The sequence below is a fragment of the Enterobacter sp. MGH 24 genome, from assembly GCF_000493015.1.
Taxonomy (GTDB): domain Bacteria; phylum Pseudomonadota; class Gammaproteobacteria; order Enterobacterales; family Enterobacteriaceae; genus Enterobacter.
Genome location: NZ_KI535657.1, coordinates 1,763,214 through 1,784,803 on the forward strand (window position 1 = coordinate 1,763,214; position 21,590 = coordinate 1,784,803).

At 57.3% G+C, this 21,590-nt stretch carries 19 protein-coding genes; 7 read left to right on the top strand and 12 right to left on the bottom strand.

The window, feature by feature from the left end; all coding sequences use genetic code 11:
• Positions 1-317: 317 nt before the first annotated feature.
• The 3 genes from L370_RS13485 (at position 318) to L370_RS13475 (ending at position 4,430) form a co-directional block, all read left to right on the top strand.
• Positions 318-989, top strand: coding sequence for a glutathione S-transferase family protein (locus L370_RS13485; RefSeq protein WP_023334182.1), 672 nt, complete (start codon positions 318-320; stop codon positions 987-989).
• A gap of 294 nt (positions 990-1,283) precedes the next feature.
• Positions 1,284-2,633: a guanine/hypoxanthine transporter GhxP gene (ghxP, locus tag L370_RS13480; protein ID WP_023334183.1), complete on the top strand. Its 1,350-nt coding sequence runs from the start codon at positions 1,284-1,286 to the stop codon at positions 2,631-2,633.
• A gap of 150 nt (positions 2,634-2,783) precedes the next feature.
• Entirely contained in the window at positions 2,784-4,430 is a 1,647-nt protein-coding gene (locus L370_RS13475) for a Na+/H+ antiporter (protein WP_023334184.1), read from the top strand.
• A gap of 81 nt (positions 4,431-4,511) precedes the next feature.
• Here L370_RS13475 and L370_RS13470 read toward each other — a convergent pair whose 3' ends face one another.
• A complete protein-coding gene (locus L370_RS13470; protein ID WP_023334185.1) occupies positions 4,512-5,399 on the bottom strand; it encodes a LysR family transcriptional regulator in 888 nt (295 codons plus the stop codon).
• 102 nt (positions 5,400-5,501) lie between these two features.
• Between L370_RS13470 and L370_RS13465 the strand changes: the two genes are divergently transcribed.
• Both L370_RS13465 and L370_RS13460 read left to right on the top strand, forming a co-directional pair.
• Positions 5,502-5,912 (top strand): CidA/LrgA family protein, encoded by a 411-nt coding sequence (locus tag L370_RS13465; RefSeq protein WP_021242769.1) that lies wholly within the window; start codon positions 5,502-5,504, stop codon positions 5,910-5,912.
• Positions 5,905-6,594, top strand: coding sequence for an LrgB family protein (locus tag L370_RS13460; protein WP_023310063.1), 690 nt, complete (start codon positions 5,905-5,907; stop codon positions 6,592-6,594). Before L370_RS13465 ends, L370_RS13460 begins: the two co-directional genes overlap by 8 nt.
• 32 nt (positions 6,595-6,626) lie before the next feature.
• Here the strand turns inward: L370_RS13460 and actP are convergent, their stop codons facing one another.
• The 3 genes from actP to acs all read right to left on the bottom strand — a co-directional run bounded on the left by actP (position 6,627) and on the right by acs (position 10,681).
• On the bottom strand, positions 6,627-8,276 hold the full coding sequence (gene actP / locus L370_RS13455) for a cation/acetate symporter ActP (RefSeq protein ID WP_023334186.1): 1,650 nt from the start codon (positions 8,274-8,276) through the stop codon (positions 6,627-6,629).
• Complete coding sequence (locus L370_RS13450; RefSeq protein WP_023334187.1) at positions 8,273-8,587, bottom strand: DUF485 domain-containing protein; 315 nt, start codon at positions 8,585-8,587, stop codon at positions 8,273-8,275. Before L370_RS13450 ends, actP begins: the two co-directional genes overlap by 4 nt.
• Positions 8,588-8,722: 135 nt before the next feature.
• Entirely contained in the window at positions 8,723-10,681 is a 1,959-nt protein-coding gene (gene acs / locus L370_RS13445) for an acetate--CoA ligase (RefSeq protein WP_023334188.1), read from the bottom strand.
• Between the two features lie 423 nt (positions 10,682-11,104).
• On the opposite strand from acs, the gene gltP reads away from it, so the two are divergent.
• Positions 11,105-12,418: a glutamate/aspartate:proton symporter GltP gene (gltP, locus tag L370_RS13440; protein WP_023310067.1), complete on the top strand. Its 1,314-nt coding sequence runs from the start codon at positions 11,105-11,107 to the stop codon at positions 12,416-12,418.
• 80 nt (positions 12,419-12,498) lie between these two features.
• Here gltP and L370_RS13435 read toward each other — a convergent pair whose 3' ends face one another.
• From L370_RS13435 to fdhF, 3 genes are all read right to left on the bottom strand, one after another.
• Positions 12,499-13,173, bottom strand: coding sequence for a tetratricopeptide repeat protein (locus tag L370_RS13435; protein WP_023334189.1), 675 nt, complete (start codon positions 13,171-13,173; stop codon positions 12,499-12,501).
• Positions 13,174-13,294: 121 nt separating this feature from the next.
• Positions 13,295-13,447: a Hok/Gef family protein gene (locus tag L370_RS13430; RefSeq protein WP_023334190.1), complete on the bottom strand. Its 153-nt coding sequence runs from the start codon at positions 13,445-13,447 to the stop codon at positions 13,295-13,297.
• A gap of 322 nt (positions 13,448-13,769) precedes the next feature.
• Positions 13,770-15,917 (bottom strand): formate dehydrogenase subunit alpha, encoded by a 2,148-nt coding sequence (gene fdhF / locus L370_RS13425; RefSeq protein ID WP_081706855.1) that lies wholly within the window; start codon positions 15,915-15,917, stop codon positions 13,770-13,772.
• A gap of 256 nt (positions 15,918-16,173) precedes the next feature.
• On the opposite strand from fdhF, the gene L370_RS13415 reads away from it, so the two are divergent.
• Positions 16,174-16,905, top strand: coding sequence for a response regulator (locus L370_RS13415; RefSeq protein WP_023334193.1), 732 nt, complete (start codon positions 16,174-16,176; stop codon positions 16,903-16,905).
• A 3-nt stretch (positions 16,906-16,908) separates the two neighbouring features.
• Here the strand turns inward: L370_RS13415 and lpxO are convergent, their stop codons facing one another.
• The 5 genes from lpxO to L370_RS13390 all read right to left on the bottom strand — a co-directional run bounded on the left by lpxO (position 16,909) and on the right by L370_RS13390 (position 21,585).
• The gene (gene lpxO / locus L370_RS13410; protein WP_023334194.1) at positions 16,909-17,817 is read right to left on the bottom strand and encodes a lipid A hydroxylase LpxO; all 909 of its coding nucleotides are present in this window, start codon (positions 17,815-17,817) and stop codon (positions 16,909-16,911) included.
• Positions 17,818-17,960: 143 nt separating this feature from the next.
• A complete protein-coding gene (locus L370_RS13405; RefSeq protein WP_023334195.1) occupies positions 17,961-18,965 on the bottom strand; it encodes a carbohydrate kinase family protein in 1,005 nt (334 codons plus the stop codon).
• Complete coding sequence (locus L370_RS13400; protein WP_032639423.1) at positions 18,965-19,825, bottom strand: ketose 1,6-bisphosphate aldolase; 861 nt, start codon at positions 19,823-19,825, stop codon at positions 18,965-18,967. Before L370_RS13400 ends, L370_RS13405 begins: the two co-directional genes overlap by 1 nt.
• A 10-nt stretch (positions 19,826-19,835) precedes the next feature.
• Entirely contained in the window at positions 19,836-20,522 is a 687-nt protein-coding gene (locus L370_RS13395; protein WP_023334197.1) for a D-lyxose/D-mannose isomerase, read from the bottom strand.
• A 121-nt stretch (positions 20,523-20,643) separates the two neighbouring features.
• Entirely contained in the window at positions 20,644-21,585 is a 942-nt protein-coding gene (locus L370_RS13390) for an ABC transporter substrate-binding protein (RefSeq protein ID WP_021242935.1), read from the bottom strand.
• Positions 21,586-21,590: the final 5 nt, after the last annotated feature.

The following is a 21,590-nucleotide window of genomic DNA, read 5'->3' on the forward strand; positions in this document are numbered from 1 at the left end:
GTCAAATGTAGGCCGGGTAAGGCGCAGCCGCCACCCGGCAAAAAGCATTATAAAGAACTAAAGCGCCACATAAGGGCGCTTTAGTTTTTCCCGGTCTTTGTCTTTCACTCTATCCCGCTGGTTCACGGGAGGGTTTCCCCCGACATCAGCACCCCTCAGTGTCGAGCTGGTTGGGGAGGTTCCGGATTGTGCTGACACTTTAATTCTATGCAAGACCCGTTTTTTCGCCAGCGTCGCTGACCGGTTTTTAGCCGAATTTTTTTCGCGGTGTTGTTCAATTTTCTATAGTTAAAAAGTATGAATAACAGGAGAAAACCATGCTCACGGTACACCACCTTAACCAGTCACGCTCGCACCGCGTGATTTGGGCGCTGGAAGAACTCGGCCTGCCTTATGAGATCGTTCACTACCAGCGCGAAAAGAACATGCTGGCACCGGAGGCGCTCAAAAAGGTGCATCCGCTGGGTAAATCACCGGTCATCGAAGATAACGGACTGATCCTTGCGGAGTCGGGCGCTATCCTGGAGTACCTGCAGGAAACGTACGATCCCGCGTCACGCCTTAAGCCTTTGGATCCGGCGCATAAGGTGCAATATCGCTTCTGGCTGCATTACGCCGAAGGATCGCTGATGCCGCTGCTGTTAATGAAGCTGGTCTTCAACAGCCTCGGCAAGCCGCCGGTGCCGTTTGGTATCAGAACCCTGGGTAAAGCGCTGGGGCAGGGGGTGCAGAAAGCGTATCTCAACCGTCAGCTGGAAACCCATGCGCGCTTTATTGAGTCGCACCTTGCTAAAAACAGCTGGTTTGCCGGGGATACGCTCAGCATGGCCGACATTCAGATGAGCTTTCCCATCTTTGCCCTGCTGGCACGCGGCGGTATCGCTAATCTGCCGCATATTCAGGCATGGAAGACAAAGGTTGAGAATAGCCCTGGCTGGCAAAAAACGCTGCAACAGGGTGGCCCGTTATCTATTCCGGGTGAGGACTGAAATGTAAACAAATTGCGCATAGACGATAACGTTTGCGCATCCTCTGTTTATTTCTTCAGCGTCATAAGTGAATTTTAGCGAAAAACGAGAAAGTTCAGTTGAAAAGGGCGGGGATTACGCTAGATAATCGTTTGCCTTAATTTGACCACCCGTTTGTAAGCGCGGAGCTAAACGTTTGCTTTTTTTGTGACGCCCTTTCGTCGCAAACGCAACACAAGGATTTGACGTTCAGCTGGCAGTGGCGTCTCCACCTCGCTTACGGACTTCCTAAAAAACTCTCAGGGGATGTTTTCTATGTCTACGCCATCTGCGCGTACTGGCGGTTCACTTGACGCCATGTTTAAAATTTCGGCCCGCGGCAGCACCGTGCGCCAGGAAATCGTTGCCGGTTTGACAACATTTCTGGCGATGGTTTATTCCGTCATCGTTGTGCCGAGTATGTTGGGCAAAGCAGGCTTCCCGCCAGCGGCTGTCTTTGTGGCGACCTGCCTTGTGGCCGGCGTGGGCTCCATCGTGATGGGCCTGTGGGCGAACCTGCCGCTGGCGATTGGTTGCGCCATCTCTCTGACCGCGTTTACCGCGTTCAGCCTGGTGCTGGGTCAGCACATCAGCGTACCGGTTGCGCTGGGTGCCGTGTTCCTGATGGGTGTGCTGTTTACCGTGATTTCCGCAACCGGCATCCGTAGCTGGATTTTGCGCAACCTGCCGCAGGGCGTGGCGCACGGTACCGGCATCGGCATCGGCCTGTTCCTGTTGCTGATCGCCGCCAACGGCGTTGGTCTGGTCATCAAGAACCCGCTGGACGGTCTGCCGGTAGCGCTGGGCCACTTCGCCAGCTTCCCGGTGATTATGTCGCTGATCGGTCTGGCGGTGATTATCGGTCTGGAAAAACTGAAAGTCCCGGGCGGCATTCTGCTGACCATTATCGGCGTTTCCGTTGTCGGCCTGATTTTCGATCCAACCGTACACTTCTCGGGTATCTTCGCTATGCCGTCGCTGAGCGATGACAAAGGCAACTCCCTGATTGGCAGCCTGGATATCGTTGGCGCGCTGAACCCGGTGATCCTGCCAAGCGTGCTGGCGCTGGTGATGACCGCCGTGTTTGACGCGACCGGTACCATTCGTGCGGTGGCCGGTCAGGCGAACCTGCTGGATAAAGACGGTCAGATTATTGATGGCGGCAAAGCGCTGACCACTGACTCCCTGAGCAGCGTCTTCTCTGGCCTGGTGGGCGCGGCGCCTGCGGCGGTGTACATCGAATCCGCAGCGGGTACGGCGGCAGGCGGTAAAACCGGTCTGACGGCAATCACCGTCGGCGTGCTGTTCCTGCTGATCCTGTTCCTCTCTCCGCTCTCCTATCTGGTTCCGTCGTATGCGACCGCGCCAGCGCTGATGTACGTTGGCCTGCTGATGCTGAGCAACGTGGCGAAAATCGACTTTGCGGATTTCGTGGATGCGATGTCTGGCCTGATTACCGCGGTCTTTATCGTGCTGACCTGTAACATCGTGACCGGCATTATGATCGGCTTCGCGTCGCTGGTGATTGGTCGTCTGGTCTCCGGTGAGTGGCGCAAGCTGAACGTCGGCACCGTGGTTATCGCCGTTGCGCTGGTGGCGTTCTATGCGGGCGGCTGGGCAATCTAAGTTGTCCTTTGATGCGAAAACGGGTGGCTCAGGCCGCCCGTTTTTATTTTCAGGACTCATCCTGTTGCCTTTTGCGTTACTCTGGGGAAGATAGAATAAAAGGCACGACGCCTTCCGGAGTAAATAAGCAACACAGCAAACAGGGAACGCATGGAAATCTTCTTCACAATACTCATCATGACCCTTGTGGTCTCGCTATCCGGGGTGGTTACACGCGTACTGCCCTTTCAGGTCCCCCTGCCATTAATGCAAATTGCCATCGGCGCGCTGCTGGCGTGGCCGACGTTTGGCCTGCACGTGGAATTTGACCCCGAACTGTTCCTCGTGCTGTTTATCCCGCCACTGCTGTTTGCCGATGGCTGGAAAACGCCCACGCGCGAATTCCTTGAGCACGGGCGCGAAATCTTCGGCCTGGCGCTGGCGCTGGTGGTGGTCACCGTCGTCGGGATTGGTTTTCTGATCTACTGGGCGGTACCGGGTATTCCATTAATACCGGCTTTCGCGCTGGCCGCCGTACTGTCGCCAACCGATGCCGTGGCGCTTTCCGGCATTGTGGGCGAAGGCCGTATTCCGAAGAAAATCATGGGCATTTTGCAGGGCGAGGCGCTGATGAACGACGCCTCCGGCCTGGTCGCCCTGAAGTTTGCCGTGGCCGTTGCGATGGGCACGATGGTCTTTACCGTCGGCGGCGCGACGCTGGAATTCTTCAAGGTGGCGATTGGCGGTATTCTCGCAGGCTTCGTGGTGAGCTGGCTGTACGGCCGCTCATTGCGCTTCCTCAGCCGCTGGGGCGGCGATGAACCCGCTACGCAGATCGTACTGCTGTTCCTGCTGCCGTTTGCCTCTTATCTGATTGCCGAACATATCGGCGTGTCGGGCATTCTGGCAGCGGTTGCGGCAGGGATGACCATCACCCGCTCCGGCGTGATGCGCCGCGCGCCGCTGGCCATGCGCCTGCGTGCCAACAGCACCTGGGCCATGCTGGAATTTGTCTTTAACGGCATGGTGTTCCTGCTGCTGGGCTTGCAGCTGCCGGGCATTATGGAATCCTCGCTGGTGGCGGCCGAAGCCGACCCGAACGTTGAGGTCTGGATGCTGTTTACCGACGTCGTGCTGATCTACCTGGCGCTGATGCTGGTGCGTTTCGGCTGGCTGTGGACGATGAAAAACTTCAGCGTACGCTTCCTGAAGAAAAAGCCGATGGAGTTCGGCTCGTGGACAACGCGTGAGCTGCTGATCGCCTCTTTTGCGGGCGTCCGCGGGGCGATTACCCTGGCCGGTGTGCTCTCCATTCCGCTGCTGCTGCCTACGGGCGACGTCTTCCCGGCGCGCTACGAGCTGGTCTTCCTGGCGGCGGGCGTGATTCTGTTCTCCCTGTTTGTCGGCGTGATTATGCTGCCGATTTTACTCCAGCATATTGATGCCGGTGATTCGACCCAGCAGCATAAAGAGGAGCGTATTGCCCGGGCGGCCACCGCCGAAGTGGCAATTGTCGCGATTCAGAAAATGGAAGAGCGTCTGGCTGCGGATGCGGAAGAGAACATCGACAATCAGCTGCTGACGGAAGTTAGTTCCCGCGTGATTGGTAACCTGCGCCGCCGCGCGGACGGGCGTAATGATGTGGAAAGCTCGCTGCAGGAGGAGAACCTGGAGCGCCGGTTCCGTCTGGCGGCGCTGCGCTCAGAGCGTGCCGAACTGTACCACCTGCGCGCCACGCGCCAGATCAGCAACGAAACGCTGCAAAAGCTGCTGCACGATCTGGACCTGCTGGAAGCGCTGTTAATAGAGAATCAGTAGCGCGCTTTTGCCCGGTGGCGCTGCGCTTACCGGGCCTACCTTCGAACCGTAGGCCGGGTAAGGCGAAGCCGCCACCCGGCACTATTCAGACCGCACCCAAAACCCCTCACAACACTGCAGCCACGCCTGCGCGCTGTGCGACAGATACACCCCTTCTCGCCAGATCATCCCCAGCTGCCAGTGCAGGTCGCTTTCCAGCGGGATCCAGCGCAGCGTGTTTTTATCCAGACGCTCGCAGATCGGCTGCGGCAGAATGGCAATTCCCACGCCTGCCTGCACCATCGCCGCCAGGAAATCCCACTGTCCGCTGCGTACCGCTATACGCGGCTTGACGTTATGGTGGCTAAACAGCGTCATCAGCTGGCGGCTGAGGGCGAAGTCTTCGTTGTAGATCAGCAGAGGGTGCTCGCCGAGCAGTTCAGGTCTCACCGAGTCTCTCTTCAGCCAGTCGCCGGAGCGGGGAACCAGCACGCACAGCGGGTGGCTAAAGAGCGGAAGCGTTGCCAGACCGCTCTCTTCCTCAACGGGAAGGGCGGTCATTGCCACGTCGAGCTCGCCGTTGGTGACGGCCTGCTGGACGGTTAACCCACCAAACTCCGAAATCTTCAGCTCAACGCCGGGATAACGCTGGCGAAACAGGCTAATCGGCCCGGCCATCATCATCCCCACCATTGGCGGAATGCCGAGGCGAAGCACCCCTTTCGTCAGATGATTGATATCGCCCAGCTCTGCTTCCAGCTGGCGAAACTCCGCCAGAATCGCCAGCCCGCGTTCGAACACCACGCGTCCGGTGTCGGTCAGCAACAGCTTGCGTCCGTCGCGGATCAGCAAGGTACAGTTCAGTTCATCTTCGAGGTTTTTCAGCATCTTGCTGATGGTGGGCTGGGTAACAAACAACTTCTCCGCTGCGCGGGTAAAACTTTGCTGACGAACCACTTCGACAAAATAGCGCAGCGTTCTTATGTCCATGATTATTCCTCGAAACTATACCTTTGATGATTTTAATTCATTTCAGTCCACACCGTGCGCTCTCTATACTGGCGCCTCGTCTCATTTTTGAGGAAAACCCCCATGGCCGTGGCGTTAAGCCGTGTTACGCCTGCCGTTGTGCAACGACTCCAGGTCCCGGTTCAGGTACTGCTCTACGCGGGACTGTTTGTTTTCGCAGAATATCTTGTCGGCTGGCTGCATCTGCCGCTGCCTGCCAACCTTGTCGGGATGCTGCTGATGCTCACGCTTATTCTGTGCCGCGTGATCCCCCTTAACTGGGTGCGCGCCGGGGCGCGATGGCTGCTGGCGGAGATGCTGCTGTTCTTTGTTCCTGCCGTGGTGGCGGTGGTGAACTATGCGCAGCTGCTGATGGTCGACGGCTGGCGAATCTTTGCGGTCATCGCGCTGAGTACGCTGATGGTGCTGGGGGCAACCGCCTGGGTGGTGGATAAAGTGTATCGCTTTGAAATCAGCAGGCACAAACATGACTAATTTTCAGATCAGCGTCCTGTGCCTGATTGCGACGCTGGCGATCTACTTTGCCAACAAGCGGCTGTATCGCCGCTTTCACGCCCTGCCGCTGATGCCGCTGGTCTTCACGCCGATCCTGCTGGTGCTGATGCTGGTCTTCGGCCACATCTCCTGGCAGAACTACATTGGTGAATCCCACTGGCTGCTGTGGCTGCTGGGCCCGGCGACCATCGCTTTTGCCGTCCCCGTTTACGACAACCTGGCGATTATCAAACGCCACTGGATGTCGCTCAGCGCAGGCGTGATCACCGCCACGGTGGTCGCGGTGTGCAGCTCCGTCTGGCTGGCGAGACTGTTTACGCTGCCCGATGAAATTCAGCGCAGCCTGGCCGTGCGCTCGGTGACCACGCCGTTTGCGCTGGCTGCCGCCAAACCGCTCGGCGGACAGCCGGATCTGGTGGCGCTGTTTGTTGTCGTGACGGGCGTGTTCGGTATGGCGGTCGGCGATATGCTGTTCCTGCGATTGTCGATCCGTGAAGGGATGGCAAAAGGCGCGGGGTTTGGCGCGGCGTCGCACGGGGCGGGCACGGCACGTTCGTATGAGCTTGGGCAGCAGGAGGGCGTTGTCGCGAGCCTGGTGATGATGCTTTCGGGCGTGGTGATGGTGCTGATTGCGCCGCTGGTGGCCTGGGTGATGTTTTAAGCTCCCCGGCCAGAACGGCCGGGGAGAAAGGCTTAGTGCGCGCGACCCTGCTCAACGCCGAGACCGGTTTGTGAACGGATAAACTGGGCGCGGAATTTCTCGCGCTCCAGGTTACCTTCCGGCGAATTGTCGGTGGCCGAGAAGAACCAGATGCCGATAAACGCCACGGCGATAGAGAACAGCGCCGGGTATTCATACGGGAAGATGGCGCTTGCGTGACCGAGGATCTGCACCCAGATGGTTGGGCCCAGAATCATCAGGATCACCGCCGTCAGCAGCCCCAGCCAGCCGCCAATCATCGCCCCACGGGTGGTCAGTTTTGACCAGTACATGGAGAGCAGGATGATCGGGAAGTTACAGCTGGCCGCAATCGAGAAGGCCAGCCCCACCATAAAGGCGATGTTCTGCTTCTCGAACAAAATGCCTAACAGAATCGCCACGACGCCCAGCACCAGCACGGTGATTTTCGAGACCTTCAGCTCATCGCGCTCGCTCGCGCCTTTGCGGATGACGTTGGCGTAGAGGTCATGCGACACCGCAGACGCGCCGGCCAGCGTCAGCCCTGCAACCACCGCAAGAATGGTGGCGAAGGCCACGGCGGAGATAAAGCCGAGGAACAGGTTACCGCCAACCGCGTCGGCCAGATGCACCGCCGCCATGTTGTTACCGCCAATCAGCGCGCCCGCCGCGTCTTTAAACGCCGGGTTCGCCCCCACCAGCATGATCGCGCCAAAGCCGATGATAAAGGTCAGGATATAGAAGTAACCCATGAAACCGGTGGCGTAGAAGACGCTCTTGCGCGCTTCACGCGCATCGCTCACGGTAAAGAAACGCATCAGGATATGCGGCAGACCCGCGGTGCCGAACATCAGTCCGAGACCCAGCGAGAGCGCGGATATTGGGTCTTTCACCAGCCCGCCCGGGCTCATGATCGCTTCCCCTTTCGGGTGGACCGCCATGGCTTCGGTAAACAGGTTATTGAAGCTGAAGCCGACGTGCTTCATCACCATAAAGGCCATAAAGCTGGCGCCGAACAGCAGCAGGACGGCTTTGATGATCTGCACCCAGGTGGTCGCCAGCATGCCACCGAACAGCACGTACATCACCATCAGCACGCCAACCAGCACTACCGCGATGTGGTAGTTCAGGCCGAACAGCAGTTCGATCAATTTACCCGCGCCCACCATCTGCGCAATCAGGTACAGCGCCACCACCACCAGCGAGCCGCAGGCGGAGAGGGTGCGAATCGGCCCCTGCTTCAGGCGATACGAGGCCACGTCTGCGAAAGTATAGCGGCCCAGGTTACGCAGGCGCTCGGCAATCAGGAACAGGATGATCGGCCAGCCGACGAGGAAGCCGAGGGAGTAGATCAGACCGTCATAGCCGGAGGTATACACCAGCGCGGAGATCCCGAGGAAGGAGGCGGCGGACATAAAGTCACCCGCAATCGCCAGCCCGTTCTGGAAGCCGGTAATGTTGCCGCCCGCGGTGTAGTAATCATTACGGGAGCGCACGCGCTTCGACGCCCAGTAGGTGATGTAGAGCGTCAGCAGGACGAAAATCAGGAACATCACAATCGCCTGCCAGTTGGTTGGCTGGCGCTGGACCTCGCCGGTAATGGCATCCGCCGCGTGGGCGGCAAAGGGAAGTGTGGCGGCGAGCGCCGTCAGAACTCGCTTCATGATGCTTTTACCTCTTGCAGTACCGCTTTATTAAGACGATCGAATTCACCGTTTGCGCGCCAGACGTAGACGCCGGTCAGCACGAATGAAATCACAATCACGCCAATGCCAATCGGAATGCCGCGCGTCACGCTGGTCCCCTCATGCAGCGGGGTGCCCAGCCAGTGCGGAGCAAATGCGATCAGCAGAATAAAGCCGACGTAGATAACCAGCATGATGATGGAAAGGATGAAGGCAAACCGTTGCCGCTTATCGACGAGCTCCCTGTAGTGCGCACTATTCTCTATCTGCTGACAAATATCGTTATTCATCACAGAGTCTCCAAAGGTAAGGTAGGTTTGTTTTTAGTCCCCTCTCCCTTTTGGGGAGAGGGTTAGGGTGAGGGGAGGAAGGTGCGGTCTGATGCCCTCACCCCGGCCCTCTCCCGCGGGGAGAGGGAGAAAACACTAGGAAGGCATTGCGATGGACTGCTTCTCTTCGAGCAGTTTTTCCACCACGCCAGGATCCGCGAGCGTTGAGGTATCACCGAGGTTGCTGGTGTCTCCAGCCGCGATTTTGCGCAAGATACGACGCATAATTTTGCCGGAACGGGTTTTCGGCAGCGAGTCGGTCCAGTGCAGCACGTCCGGCGTCGCCAGCGGGCCAATCTCTTTACGTACCCAGTTGCGCACCTCAGCGTAAAGCTCTGGCGACGGCTCTTCCCCGTGGTTCAGGGTGACATAGGCGTAAATCGCCTGGCCTTTGATGTTGTGCGGAATACCGACAACGGCGGCTTCAGCAATCTTCGGATGCGACACCAGCGCCGATTCAATCTCAGCGGTGCCCAGACGGTGGCCGGAGACGTTTAGCACATCGTCCACGCGCCCGGTTATCCAGTAATAGCCATCTTCATCACGACGCGCGCCGTCGCCGCTGAAGTACATGTTTTTAAAGGTCGAGAAGTAGGTCTGCTCGAAGCGATCGTGATCGCCGAACAGGGTACGCGCCTGACCCGGCCAGGAGTCTGTGATCACCAGGTTGCCTTCGGTGGCCCCTTCCAGCGGGTTGCCTTCGTTATCCACCAGCGCAGGCTGCACGCCGAAGAACGGACGGGTTGCGGAACCAGCCTTCAGCTGCGTGGCGCCCGGCATTGGGGTGATCATGAAGCCGCCGGTTTCGGTCTGCCACCAGGTGTCCATCACCGGGCATTTCTCATTGCCGATTTTCTTCCAGTACCACTCCCAGGCTTCCGGGTTGATTGGCTCACCCACGGAACCGAGGATGCGCAATGAAGAACGATCAGTGCCTTCGATGGCTTTATCACCTTCCGCCATTAATGCGCGGATCGCCGTTGGCGCGGTGTAGAGAATGTTGACCTGGTGTTTGTCGACCACCTGACACATACGCGCCGGGGTCGGCCAGTTGGGTACGCCCTCAAACATCAGCGTTGTTGCGCCACAGGCCAGCGGGCCGTACAGCAGGTAGCTGTGTCCGGTGACCCAGCCCACGTCGGCGGTACACCAGTAGATGTCGCCCGGATGATAGTCGAAGACGTATTTGAAGGTGGTGGCCGCATAGACCAGATAGCCGCCGGTGGTGTGCAGCACGCCTTTCGGCTTACCGGTGGAGCCGGAGGTATAAAGAATGAAGAGCGGATCTTCTGCGTTCATCTCTTCCGGCTGATGCTGGTCGCTCGCGTTCTCAATCAGGTCGCTCCACCACAGGTCGCGCCCTTCGTTCCAGTCGATTTTGCCGCCGGTACGCTTCAGGACGATGACGTTACTGACCGTTTTGACGTTCGGGTTTTTCAGCGCTTCGTCGACGTTTTTCTTCAGTGGGATACCGCGTCCGGCGCGCACGCCTTCATCGGCAGTGATCACCAGTTTTGAACTTGAATCGACAATACGACCCGCAACCGCTTCTGGCGAGAACCCGCCGAAAATCACCGAATGAATTGCGCCGATACGCGCGCAGGCCAGCATGGCCACCGCCGCTTCCGGCACCATCGGCATATAGATAGCGACCACATCGCCCTTTTTAATGCCCTTTTCCAGCAGGACGTTGGCAAAGCGGCACACGTCGCGGTGCAGTTCTTTATAGGTAATGTGTTTGCTCTGGGAGGCATCATCGCCTTCCCAGATAATTGCCGTCTCGTTCCCGCGCTCGGCAAGGTGACGATCGAGGCAGTTCGCCGCCAGGTTCAGGGTGCCATCTTCATACCATTTAATAGAGACATTGCCGGGCGCAAAGGAGGTGTTCTTCACCTTCTGATAAGGTTTGATCCAGTCAAGGATATGGCCCTGCTCACCCCAGAAGGTGTCCGGGGCGGTGATGGACTGCTGATATTTCTCGTGGTACTGCTCCGGGGTGATCAGGCAACGGTCCGCAATATTTGCGGGAATGTCATGTTTGTGGATTTGGCTCATGGCTTTTTTTCTCCTTGTAAGATGTTAATAATATGTCGCAAAAACGTTAATTGTAGGGGCTTTACAAGCTTTGTTTATTATTTGGGCTACAGATCACGCATTGTTTGAAGAGTATGAAAAACGAGCGAATGAAACTTTGAAGGAAAATAATTTATGCTGACGATTATTCACATTTATGTTTAAAAAAGCGTTTTTATAACAAAAGGTTATTTATCAGAATTAGAACAAACTCCCGTCATCGTCGCTTTTGTGAGTGAAACGCGTCGTTCTTTAAGGCTTGCGCAACAGGTCGCGCAAATGATACTCATACGCCGCGTTAAAAAATCCCATAAACCAACGCAACACAATTCATACCCTTTCAGTATGTCTCCCTATTCATGCAGTTTGAGTGAATAAGGCGCTTCATTGAGGAAGTCAGTTTCTATGAAAAACGTTAAAGTCAGCCTTGCCTGGCAGATCTTAATCGCCCTTGTGCTGGGCATCCTGCTGGGCAGTTACCTCCACTATCACAGCGACAGCCGCGAATGGCTGATTGCGAACCTGCTTTCACCGGCAGGGGATATCTTTATTCATCTGATCAAGATGATCGTGGTGCCGATTGTGATCTCGACGCTGGTGGTCGGTATTGCGGGCGTCGGCGATGCGAAGCAGTTAGGCCGTATTGGTGCGAAAACCATTATCTATTTCGAAGTGATCACTACGGTTGCGATTATCCTCGGTATCACGCTGGCGAACGTGTTCCAGCCGGGTTCCGGGATTGATATGTCGCAGCTGGCGACGGTGGATATTTCGAAATACCAAAGTACGACCGCTGACGTGCAGAGCCACGCGCATGGCCTGATGGGCACTATCCTGTCGCTGGTGCCGACCAACATCGTGGCGTCGATGGCGAAGGGCGAGATGCTGCCTATCATCTTCTTCTCGGTGCTGTTCGGTCTGGGGCTTTCTTCTCTGCCGGCGACGCACCGTGAGCCGCTGGTCACCGTGTTCCGTTCCATCTCTGAAACCATGTTTAAAGTGACCCACATGGTGATGCGTTACGCGCCGGTAGGGGTGTTTGCGCTTATCGCCGTCACCGTGGCGAACTTCGGTTTTGCTTCCCTGTGGCCGCTGGCGAAGCTGGTGCTCCTGGTGCACTTCGCCATCCTGTTCTTCGCGCTGGTGGTGCTGGGGATCGTGGCGCGCCTGTGCGGGCTGAGCATCTGGATCCTGATTCGTATTTTGAAAGATGAACTGATTCTGGCGTACTCCACGGCAAGCTCTGAGAGCGTGCTGCCGCGTATCATTGAGAAGATGGAAGCCTACGGCGCGCCGGCCTCTATTACCAGCTTCGTGGTACCGACCGGCTACTCCTTTAACCTGGACGGTTCGACGCTGTACCAGAGCATCGCCGCTATCTTTATTGCGCAGCTGTACGGCATTGACCTGTCGCTGTGGCAGGAGATCGTGCTGGTGCTGACGCTGATGGTGACGTCTAAAGGTATTGCAGGCGTTCCGGGCGTCTCCTTCGTAGTGCTGCTGGCTACGCTCGGCAGCGTCGGTATTCCGCTGGAAGGCCTGGCGTTTATCGCCGGCGTGGACCGTATCCTCGACATGGCGCGTACGGCGCTGAACGTGGTGGGTAATGCGCTGGCCGTGCTGGTTATCGCCAAGTGGGAACACAAATTCGATCGTAAAAAAGCGCTGGCGTATGAGCGCGAGGTGCTGGGTCGTTTTGATAAGACGGCTGACCAGTAATGTGTTAAGCCCGGTGGCGCTGCGCTTACCGGGCCTACGGTTTTTGTAGGCCGGGTAAGGCGAAGCCGTCACCCGGCACTTTATTCTCCGCTCAACGCATCAAACTCTTCACATCCCGTATCAAACCCTTCGGTGCAGCTCAGGTTCAACCAGTACAGTGCTTTCTGTTTATTGGGTGTGATAAAGCCTTTCTCGCCCTGCTGGAACAGCATCCCTGCCCAGTATTCCGCGTAGCCGGTGCGTGACAGAGATGAACTGCGCTTAAACCACGATGCCGCCAGGGCGTCGTCCTGAACCACTTCAACGCCGTTGGCATAAATCAGGCCCAGCAGCATTTGCGCATCTACCGCTGAGTCGCTGTCGATATCTTCGGTCGCCGTTTGCAGCAGCTTGATCGCCTGCGGATAGTCAGTTTTCCCCGCCTGGGTGTTCACCAGCACGCGCGCCAGCATGATTGCGCCGCGTTTGCTGCCGGCAATGTTTGCCTGCTGCGCCAGGGCTTTGGCCTGTACGTAATCGCCCTGCGTAAAGTGGATTTGCGACAACAGCGCCATGGCGTCAACATCGCCGCCTTTTGCGGCTTTCTCTGCCCAAAGCGCTGCCTGCTTGCTGTCACCGGAACTGAAGTACGTATCAGCAAGATAATACTGGGCGCGGGCATCGCCTGCTTCCGCCTGCTTCTGATACTGGCTGCCGATCTCATCCGCATAGGCGAACGAGGTTAAAAAGAATAACAACAGAAAAATGGGTTTCATGGATTCTTATCATCTGGGTACACGCCGCGCAGTATAATCGCGGTGGCGGAAGAAAAAAATGGGTGCATTAAGACCTCAGCATCCTACAAGCCGGGCGGAACCTTCGTTCCGCCCGCAGAGGTTAGCCTGCGTTGCAGGCTAATTTAGCCGCCACCTCCTGATGCTCACTCTTTATTGAAAACTCGCAGAGCCTGCCGCGAGTAATAAAGGTAAAGATCGCTATCGTCAGGCAAATAATAAAGACGATGCCTAACGCAGTTTTTAATGGCGTCATACCTTTTACTCCTTGTCAAAAAAAGAATAAGAGGCTACTCTCAACTTGTTCGGAGTTGAGGGAGTAGCCTCGGGTAAATGAAAATTTCCCGGGGCTTTCTACTTTCTGTCCCTCAACAATGCTCAAGACAGAAAGTCTTAAGCACCCGCCGCACATCTTATCCCTCTGAATTAAAATGCAAAGATGTAATTCTTTTTCGCGAAAATTACATTATTTCTGCGAGCCGCTTTCCAGAATAATAATTGATATTATTGATAGGTTAAGCAGAAATAAAAAGGGAGTGAATATCTCACTCCCTTTATTCATTGATGAATTAACGGGTTCAACCCATTGCGCTTTCGCGCAGTCGGGCTTTCAGCTTGTTATATTCGTCGATCACATACTGTTCCGCCGCGTGTTGATCCGCAATCGGCTCCACGCGCACGGCGCAGTATTTATACTCCGGCGTTTTGGTTATCGGGCTTAGGTTCTCCGTTACCAGCTCGTTACAGGCGCCAATCCACCACTGGTAGGTCATATAGACCGCCCCTTTGTTCGGACGGTCGCTGACCTGCGCACGGGTGATGATTCGCCCTTTGCGCGAGTTCACCCATACCAGCGCTTCGTCCTCAATACCAAGGCGCTCTGCGTCGGCGGTATTGATTTGCGCATAGCCCGGTTCGTCCGCAAGTGCCGCCAGTGCGGCGCAGTTGCCGGTCATCGAACGACAGGAGTAGTGGCCTACTTCACGCACGGTGGAGAGCACCATCGGATACTCATCGGTGAGCTTATCGATCGGCGCGACCCAGTCGCAGGTGAAGAACTGCGCCAGCCCGTTCGGGGTGTCGAACTTCTCTTTAAAGAGATACGACGTCCCCTGGTCGGATTCAGACTCGTCGCGGCACGGCCACTGGATGTACCCCAGCTCACCCATTTTTTCATAGGTTGCCCCATAAAAGTCCGGGCACAGACTGCGCAACTCGTCCCAGATCTCCTGAGTGTTGTTGTAGTGCATCGGGTAGCCCATGCGGGTGGCGATTTCGCTGATGATCTGCCAGTCCGTTTTCAGATCCCACTTCGGCTCGACCGCCTTAAAGAAGCGCTGGAAGCCGCGGTCCGCCGCCGTGTAGACGCCCTCATGCTCGCCCCAGGAGGTCGACGGTAAAATCACATCCGCCGCCGCCGCGGTTTTGGTCATAAAGATATCCTGGACAATCACCAGCTCCAGATCCTCAAATCCTTTGCGTACCGCAGACAGCTCGGCGTCGGTCTGGAGCGGATCTTCACCCATGATGTAGGCCGCACGCACTTCGCCGTGCGCCGCGCGGTGCGGCAGCTCGCTGATGCGGTACCCGGTGTGCTCAGGCAGACTTTCCACGCCCCAGGCCTTCGCGAATTTCTCGCGGTTTTCCGGGAACTTCACGTACTGGTAGCCCGGGTAGGTGTCCGGCAGCGCGCCCATGTCGCAGGCACCCTGGACGTTATTCTGACCACGTACCGGGTTCACGCCGACGTGCGCTTTACCCAGGTTGCCGGTCAGCATCGCGAGACTCGTAAGAGAACGTACCGTTTCCACCCCCTGATAGAACTGGGTCACGCCCATGCCCCACAGGATGGCGGCGGTTTTCGCCCCGGCATACATCCGTGCCGCCTGGCGGATCTCCTGCGCGCTGACGCCGGTGATTGTTTCCACCGACTCTGGCGTATAGCCCTCGACGATTTTCCGATACTCTTCAAAGCCTTCCGTACGGGTCGCGACAAACGCCTGGTCGTACAGATTCTCCTCAATAATGACGTGCCCCATTGCGTTCAGCAGCGCGATGTTCGAGCCGTTTTTCAGCGCGATGTGCATATCCGCAATGCGCGCGGTTTCAATTTTGCGCGGATCGCAGACGATAATTTTCGCCCCGTTCTGCTTAGCGCGAATAACGTGGTTCGCGACGATAGGGTGAGAATCCGCCGGGTTATAACCAAAGATGAAGACGAGATCGGTATTATCTATCTCGTTGATGGCATTACTCATTGCGCCGTTACCGACCGACTGGTGCAGACCTGCAACCGATGGGCCGTGTCAGACGCGAGCGCAGCAGTCGACGTTATTGGTTCCAATAACGGCGCGCGCGAATTTTTGCATCACATAGTTGGTTTCATTCCCCGTCCCGCGTGAAGAGCCGGTGGTCTGAATCGCATCCGGGCCATATTTGGCCTTGATGGCGCTAAGGCGCGTAGCGACGTAATCGAGCGCCTCACTCCAGGAGACGGCTTCCAGCTTGCCACCACGCTCGCGGCGGATCATAGGGGTTTTCAGGCGCGGGGTGAGGATTTGGGTATCGTTAATAAAATCCCAGCCGTAGTAACCTTTCAGGCATAGCGTGCCCTGGTTGGTTTTCCCCTGTGCGGCCTCCGCCCGGACGATTTTGCCGTTATCGACCACCAGGTGGATCTTGCAACCTGAGGCACAATAAGGGCAAACCGTGACGACTTTTTTCATCAGTCTGCTCCAGTTAATCGAATCATTCGCACCCACTATGCAGCTTCTATGCCATGTTTTTCGTATGGGTATACCCTGACTTTACGGCCCCTTCGCGGTGAAAACCCTGACAAAAAACAGCCAATCGTCAAAATTGACGTGTCGACAGGGCAGCGGATGTGACATGGGTTGAATTTCCGTCACTGAAAAAACCATTTGACTGGAGCCGACGGCAGAATGGTTCAGACTTAACATAATCCCCTGACGGAAGCATACGATGAAACCGGCGATTCTGGTGGTTGATGACGATACGGCAGTCTGCGAACTGCTTCAGGACGTGCTGAGCGAGCACGTCTTTAGCGTGCTTGTCTGCCATAACGGCCAGGATGCACTGCGGCAGGTACAGCAGGAGCCGAATATCGCGCTTGTGCTGCTGGATATGATGCTGCCGGATATCAACGGCCTGCAGGTTCTTCTGCAGCTGCAAAAGCAGCGACCGGCGCTACCGGTTGTGATGTTAACCGGGCTGGGCAGTGAGTCAGACGTGGTGGTAGGGCTGGAGATGGGGGCCGACGATTATATTGGCAAACCGTTCAACCCGCGCGTGGTGGTCGCCCGCGTGAAAGCGGTATTGCGACGTACCGGCGTGCTTGCTGCTGAAGCCCCCGCAGCGCCCGTCGCGGGCATTGCTTTTAACGGATGGACGCTTGATACCACCCGCTGCGAGCTGAGCGATCCGCAGCGGAATACCGTGCCCTTAACCCAGGGTGAGTACGGCCTGCTGCTGGCGCTTACGCAGAATGCCCGCCGGGTGCTGAGCCGCGATCGTCTGCTTGAGCTGACCCACAGCGAAAGCGCCGACGTGTTCGACCGCACGATTGACGTCTTGATCATGCGCCTGCGCCGGAAAATAGAGGCTAACCCGCATCAGCCTGCGCTCATCAAAACCATCCGCGGGCTGGGTTACGTGTTTGCCACCGATGTGAGCCGGCCCGAACAGGCGGCATAAGGCTTACGTTATCGCCGGAACAATAATGGCGGCAAAGATGGCAACGATGCACAGATACTTGAGGGCGTAATAGGCCTTACGGTTTCTTTTTTTCAGACGCTGCCCCCGCTCGCGGCCCGCATGAACGTATTTAAAGATGCGGTTAATGCCACCAGTGCTGTCATTCTCGTCATTCGGTGAACTGGCTGCAGACATCAGCGTGGTTCCCACCCAATGGTTAACCGCCTGCGCCCAGCGCCATTTCATGGGACGCTCAATATCACAGAAGAGAATAATGCGCGTTTGATCCGATTTATTCTCTGCCCAGTGGACGTAGGTCTCATCAAAAATAACGGCTTCACCATCCCGCCAGCTGTGGCGCTGCCTGTCGACTTCAATAAAGCAGCGATCGTCATTCGGTGTGAATAAGCCCAGATGGTATCGAACCGAGCCCGCGTACGGGTCCCGGTGCTTGCCAAGCTTCGCACCCGCCGGCAGCTCGGCAAACATGGCCGCCTTCACCGAGGGGATTTCACTCACCAGCCGGGTCGTCACCGGGCATAAAGACTGCGCGGAGGGATGGGCATCGGCATACCATTTCAGATAAAAACGTTTCCAGCCGCGTTTAAAAAAGGTGTTAAAGCCAGCGTCGTTATTATTTTCCGCCGCCTTAATATGATGCTGCAAACGCAGCGCCTCTTCGCGAATAACCAGCCAGTTTTCCGTCAGCTTATTTAATTCCGGGAAGCGTTCTGTTTCAAAGAAAGGCTGCCTGGCGGGCAGGGAAGAAAACGCCGTCATAAACATATTGATGGGTGCCATGAACGTTGAATGGTCGAAGAGCTGACGGGAAAGCGTCTGTTTTTCTTTGCCGCGTGAATGCGCATAAATAACGCTGATAATGAAAATACCGATGATGATTGCTGCGAACATTTTTCCCTTGTCCTCTTTCTATCTCATTTCGGAAAAGTATGCGGACAGAGTGCTGCCCACGCCGAATATGCCAGATGGAGAGAGTGTAGTTTGGGAATGTAAAATTCATAGAACTGTAATGAAAAATCGCAATTATTGTTAAATTAAACGCTCTCGCGAATAAACGCCTGCAGCTCGGCCAGCGTTTTTGCGCCGTCAATCGCATTGGCGGCCAGCAGACTTGCGCGCGCGCAGGCGTGCGCCAGATAAATACTCTCTGTCAGCGGGAGCGATTCATGGCAGCCGTATAAAAAGCCTGCGCAGAAGGCATCGCCCGCGCCGACGCTGCCAATAATCTCTTCCTGCTCCAGCATCCATGACGGGATCCAGCGACCCTCTTCACCGGGTGCTTCTCCCCATGCCCCTTCCGGACAGTGGATCACTACCCGCTGGCGGACGCCGGCCGCCAACAGTTGCGCGGCGGCGTCGGCGATATGGGCAACGTGTGGGGCGTCGTTATCGTCACGCATTGTCAGTCCGCTAAACTCACCGGCCTCGAGTTCGTTAATCACCAGATAATCCAGATGACGCAGGGCAGGGAGCACCAGCGGCTGGTAGCGCGGGTCGCCCTTGCGGGACACCAGATCGAGCGAGGTTTCATATCCCTGGTCGCGCATCTGCGCCAGCAGCCGCGCGCTGCGGGTGCCAAACTCGTCATCGGGCATATCCAGACTGTCGAGCAGCAGCAGGTAGCCGAGATGGAAGATCTTCATCGATCCGTCTAAACGATCGAAGGCGGGAAGATCCAGCAGACGGTTGGCGCCCGGCGAGTGGAAAAAGGTGCGCTGCCCGCTGGGGTCGGTCATCACCTGCGACATGGAGGTTGGCGCAAAGGTGGTGCGCTGTACGCGCTGGCGGTTGACGTGGTACTGGTCGAGCATCGCCAGAATGTAGTCCCCGTCGCCGTCTTCGCCAATCAGCCCCACCGCCTGCAGCGGCAGGCCAACGTGCATTTTTGCCAGCGTCAGCAGGACGTTGAGCGGCGCGCCGCCGGTGGAGCGTTCGCTGTGGGTGATTTCCGCCAGCCAGCCGCGCTCCGGCCACTGCACGATCTGGTGGACGTGATCCACCAGCATGTTGCCTGCGGCAATGATCCCTTTACGTTCCATCAGGCTTTCCCCGCGCTGCCGAAGATGCGCATCTGTTCGGCGACCGTATCGGTAATCGCCTCTTCAATGCCCAGCAGCAGCTCTGCAAATTCATCGTACAGCGGCTGGCGGTTCGCCATGCGCTGCTCAACGGCGGCGAGCGCGGCCTGCGACATGCCGGTATAGAAGTTGATTTTATGGATGCCCAGCTCGATGGCGCGGCGGAAGTCGGCATCGCTAATCCCGGAGCCGCCGTGTAAAACCAGCGGCAGCCCCGTCTGCTGGCGAATGGCGTCCAGGCGCGGGAAATCGAGTTTCGGCTCGCCCTTGTATTTGCCGTGCGCGTTGCCGATGGCGACCGCCAGCGCGTCAATGCCGGTTGAATCGACAAATTCGCGCGCCAGCTGCGGGTCGGTAAAGAAGGCTTCATCCGCGTGCCCGTACAGCGCGCCGCCTTCATCCCCGCCGACCGCACCCAGCTCCGCCTCCACCGACACGCCGACCGCGTGGCACATCTTCACCACTTCCCGCGTCTGGCGAATGTTTTCCTCGTAGCTCAGCGTAGAGCCGTCGAACATCACCGAGCTGAACCCTAAGCGCAGGGCGCGTACGACGGCCTCAAAATGCAGGCCGTGGTCGAGGTTAAGCACCACAGGAATGTCGTGACGGGCGGCTTCGAACTTCACCGCTTCGACAAGCGAATCCAGCGACACGTACTTAAAATGCACTTCGGCGATGTTGATGATAAACGGCGCGCGTTCCTGCTTCGCGGCGGCGAACAGCGCGCGCAGGAAGTGGGAGTCGAGCACGTTAAACGCGCCCAGCGCATAGCGATGCGCCCTGGCGTGCTCCAGACCGTCGGCAAGAGAAATCAATGGCATCATTCACCCCTTATATCCGAAACAGGTTGTACTCGTTGCACAGCACCAGCAGCGCCGGTTCGTCTTCTTCTATGTTGTTATAGCGGGCAACGGGCTGCAAAAAGTGATTGTCGTGTTCATCGTCATTGACCGATGACACCTCCCCAACCAGCACGTCGCCGAAGCCGCGTTCGCCCCAGAAACTGTGGTACAGACCGGGCGTCAGGCAGATGCTTTCCCCTGGCGTGAGGCGCAGCTGGCTGCCGGGCGCGTGGGTCTGACGGCAGCCGTCGACGGTGACCGTCACGTCGGTGTTTTCCGTCTCTTCATGTGCACCGGCATTCCACAATTCTACAATCAGGTTCCCGCCGCCCCGGTTGATGATGTCCTCACGCTTGCGCCAGTGAAAGTGCATCGGCGTGACCTGGCCGTCGCGCACGTGCATGATTTTTTCGGCATAGCCTTTTTCATAAGGCACGCCGTTGGGCGAGCCGTTGCGCAGGGTAAACAGCGTCAGGCCCTCAGCGGCAAAGTTATTGCCGCCGAACGCCGTCACGTCCCAGCCGAGCTTGAGGTCGAACACTTCCTGCCATGCGGCCTGGTCAAGCTGTTGCCATTTTGTGGGCGGAAAGCTGGCAAAAGGCGGGAGATGCACGTCGTGCATGGAAAAGAACTGCCGCGTGTGGCCGAGGATTTCATTGATGTCGGAGCGTTTCATGGGGACTCCTTGAGTTTTATGCCACCCCCTCACCCCGGCCCTCTCCCTCAAGGGAGAGGGGGAGTAAGTTCCCTCTCCCCGTGGGAGAGGGTTAGGGTGAGGGCATCAGGCCGCACCGGGGTTACTTAACCGTCCACCCCTTATAGGTCCCGACGTTCTTTTTATCGATCATCGTCACCGGGATCAGCACCGGCGCTTTCGGCGCAGGTTTGCCCTGTAGAATGTCATAGCCGATCTCCACCGCTTTTGCCGCCATCACCTGTGGATCCTGCGCCGGGGTTGCGACAAACAGGGAGTTTTCGCGCTTCAGCGCTTCCTCACCGTCCGGCGAACCATCCACGCCGACGATAAAGAACTCGTTGCGCTGCGCCTGCTTCGCGGCCAGATCGGCACCGATCGCGGTCGGATCGTTAATGGCGAATACGCCATCGATCTTCGGATTGGCCGCCAGCAGGGAGGTCATGACTTCCAGACCGCCTTCACGGCTGCCCTTGGCGTTTTGGTTATCCGAGAGCACCTTGATATCCGGATGTTTTTTGAATTCCGTCTGACAGCCTTCCACGCGGTTTTGCACCGCAGAGACCGGTGGTCCGTTGATGATCACCACGTTGCCTTTGCCTTTCAGGCGGTCGGTAATGTACTTACAGGCCATTTCGCCCGCCTGGGTGTTATCGGAGGTGATGGTCGCGTCGGCCCCTTCCGCCGCCACGTCAACCGCCACGACCACGATCCCGGCGTCCTTCGCGCGCTTCACCGCCGGGCCGATCCCTTTGGAATCCGCGGCGTTGAGGATGATCATGTCCACCTTCGCGGCGATGAAGTTGTCGATCTGCGCCACCTGCTGGCCCAGATCGTAACCGCTGGAAACCAGCGTCACCTTGACGTTATCGCCAGCCAGCTTGCGCGCTTCCAGCTCGGCACCTTTGGTGATCTGCACGAAGAACGGGTTAGCCAGGTCGCCCACCGTCACGCCGATGGACTTCAGATCTTTTGCCTGCGCAAACGGTGTTGCGGCCAGCAGCGCGCCAGCACAGAGCGCGGTCACTAAGGGTTTCAAACGCATAGGGT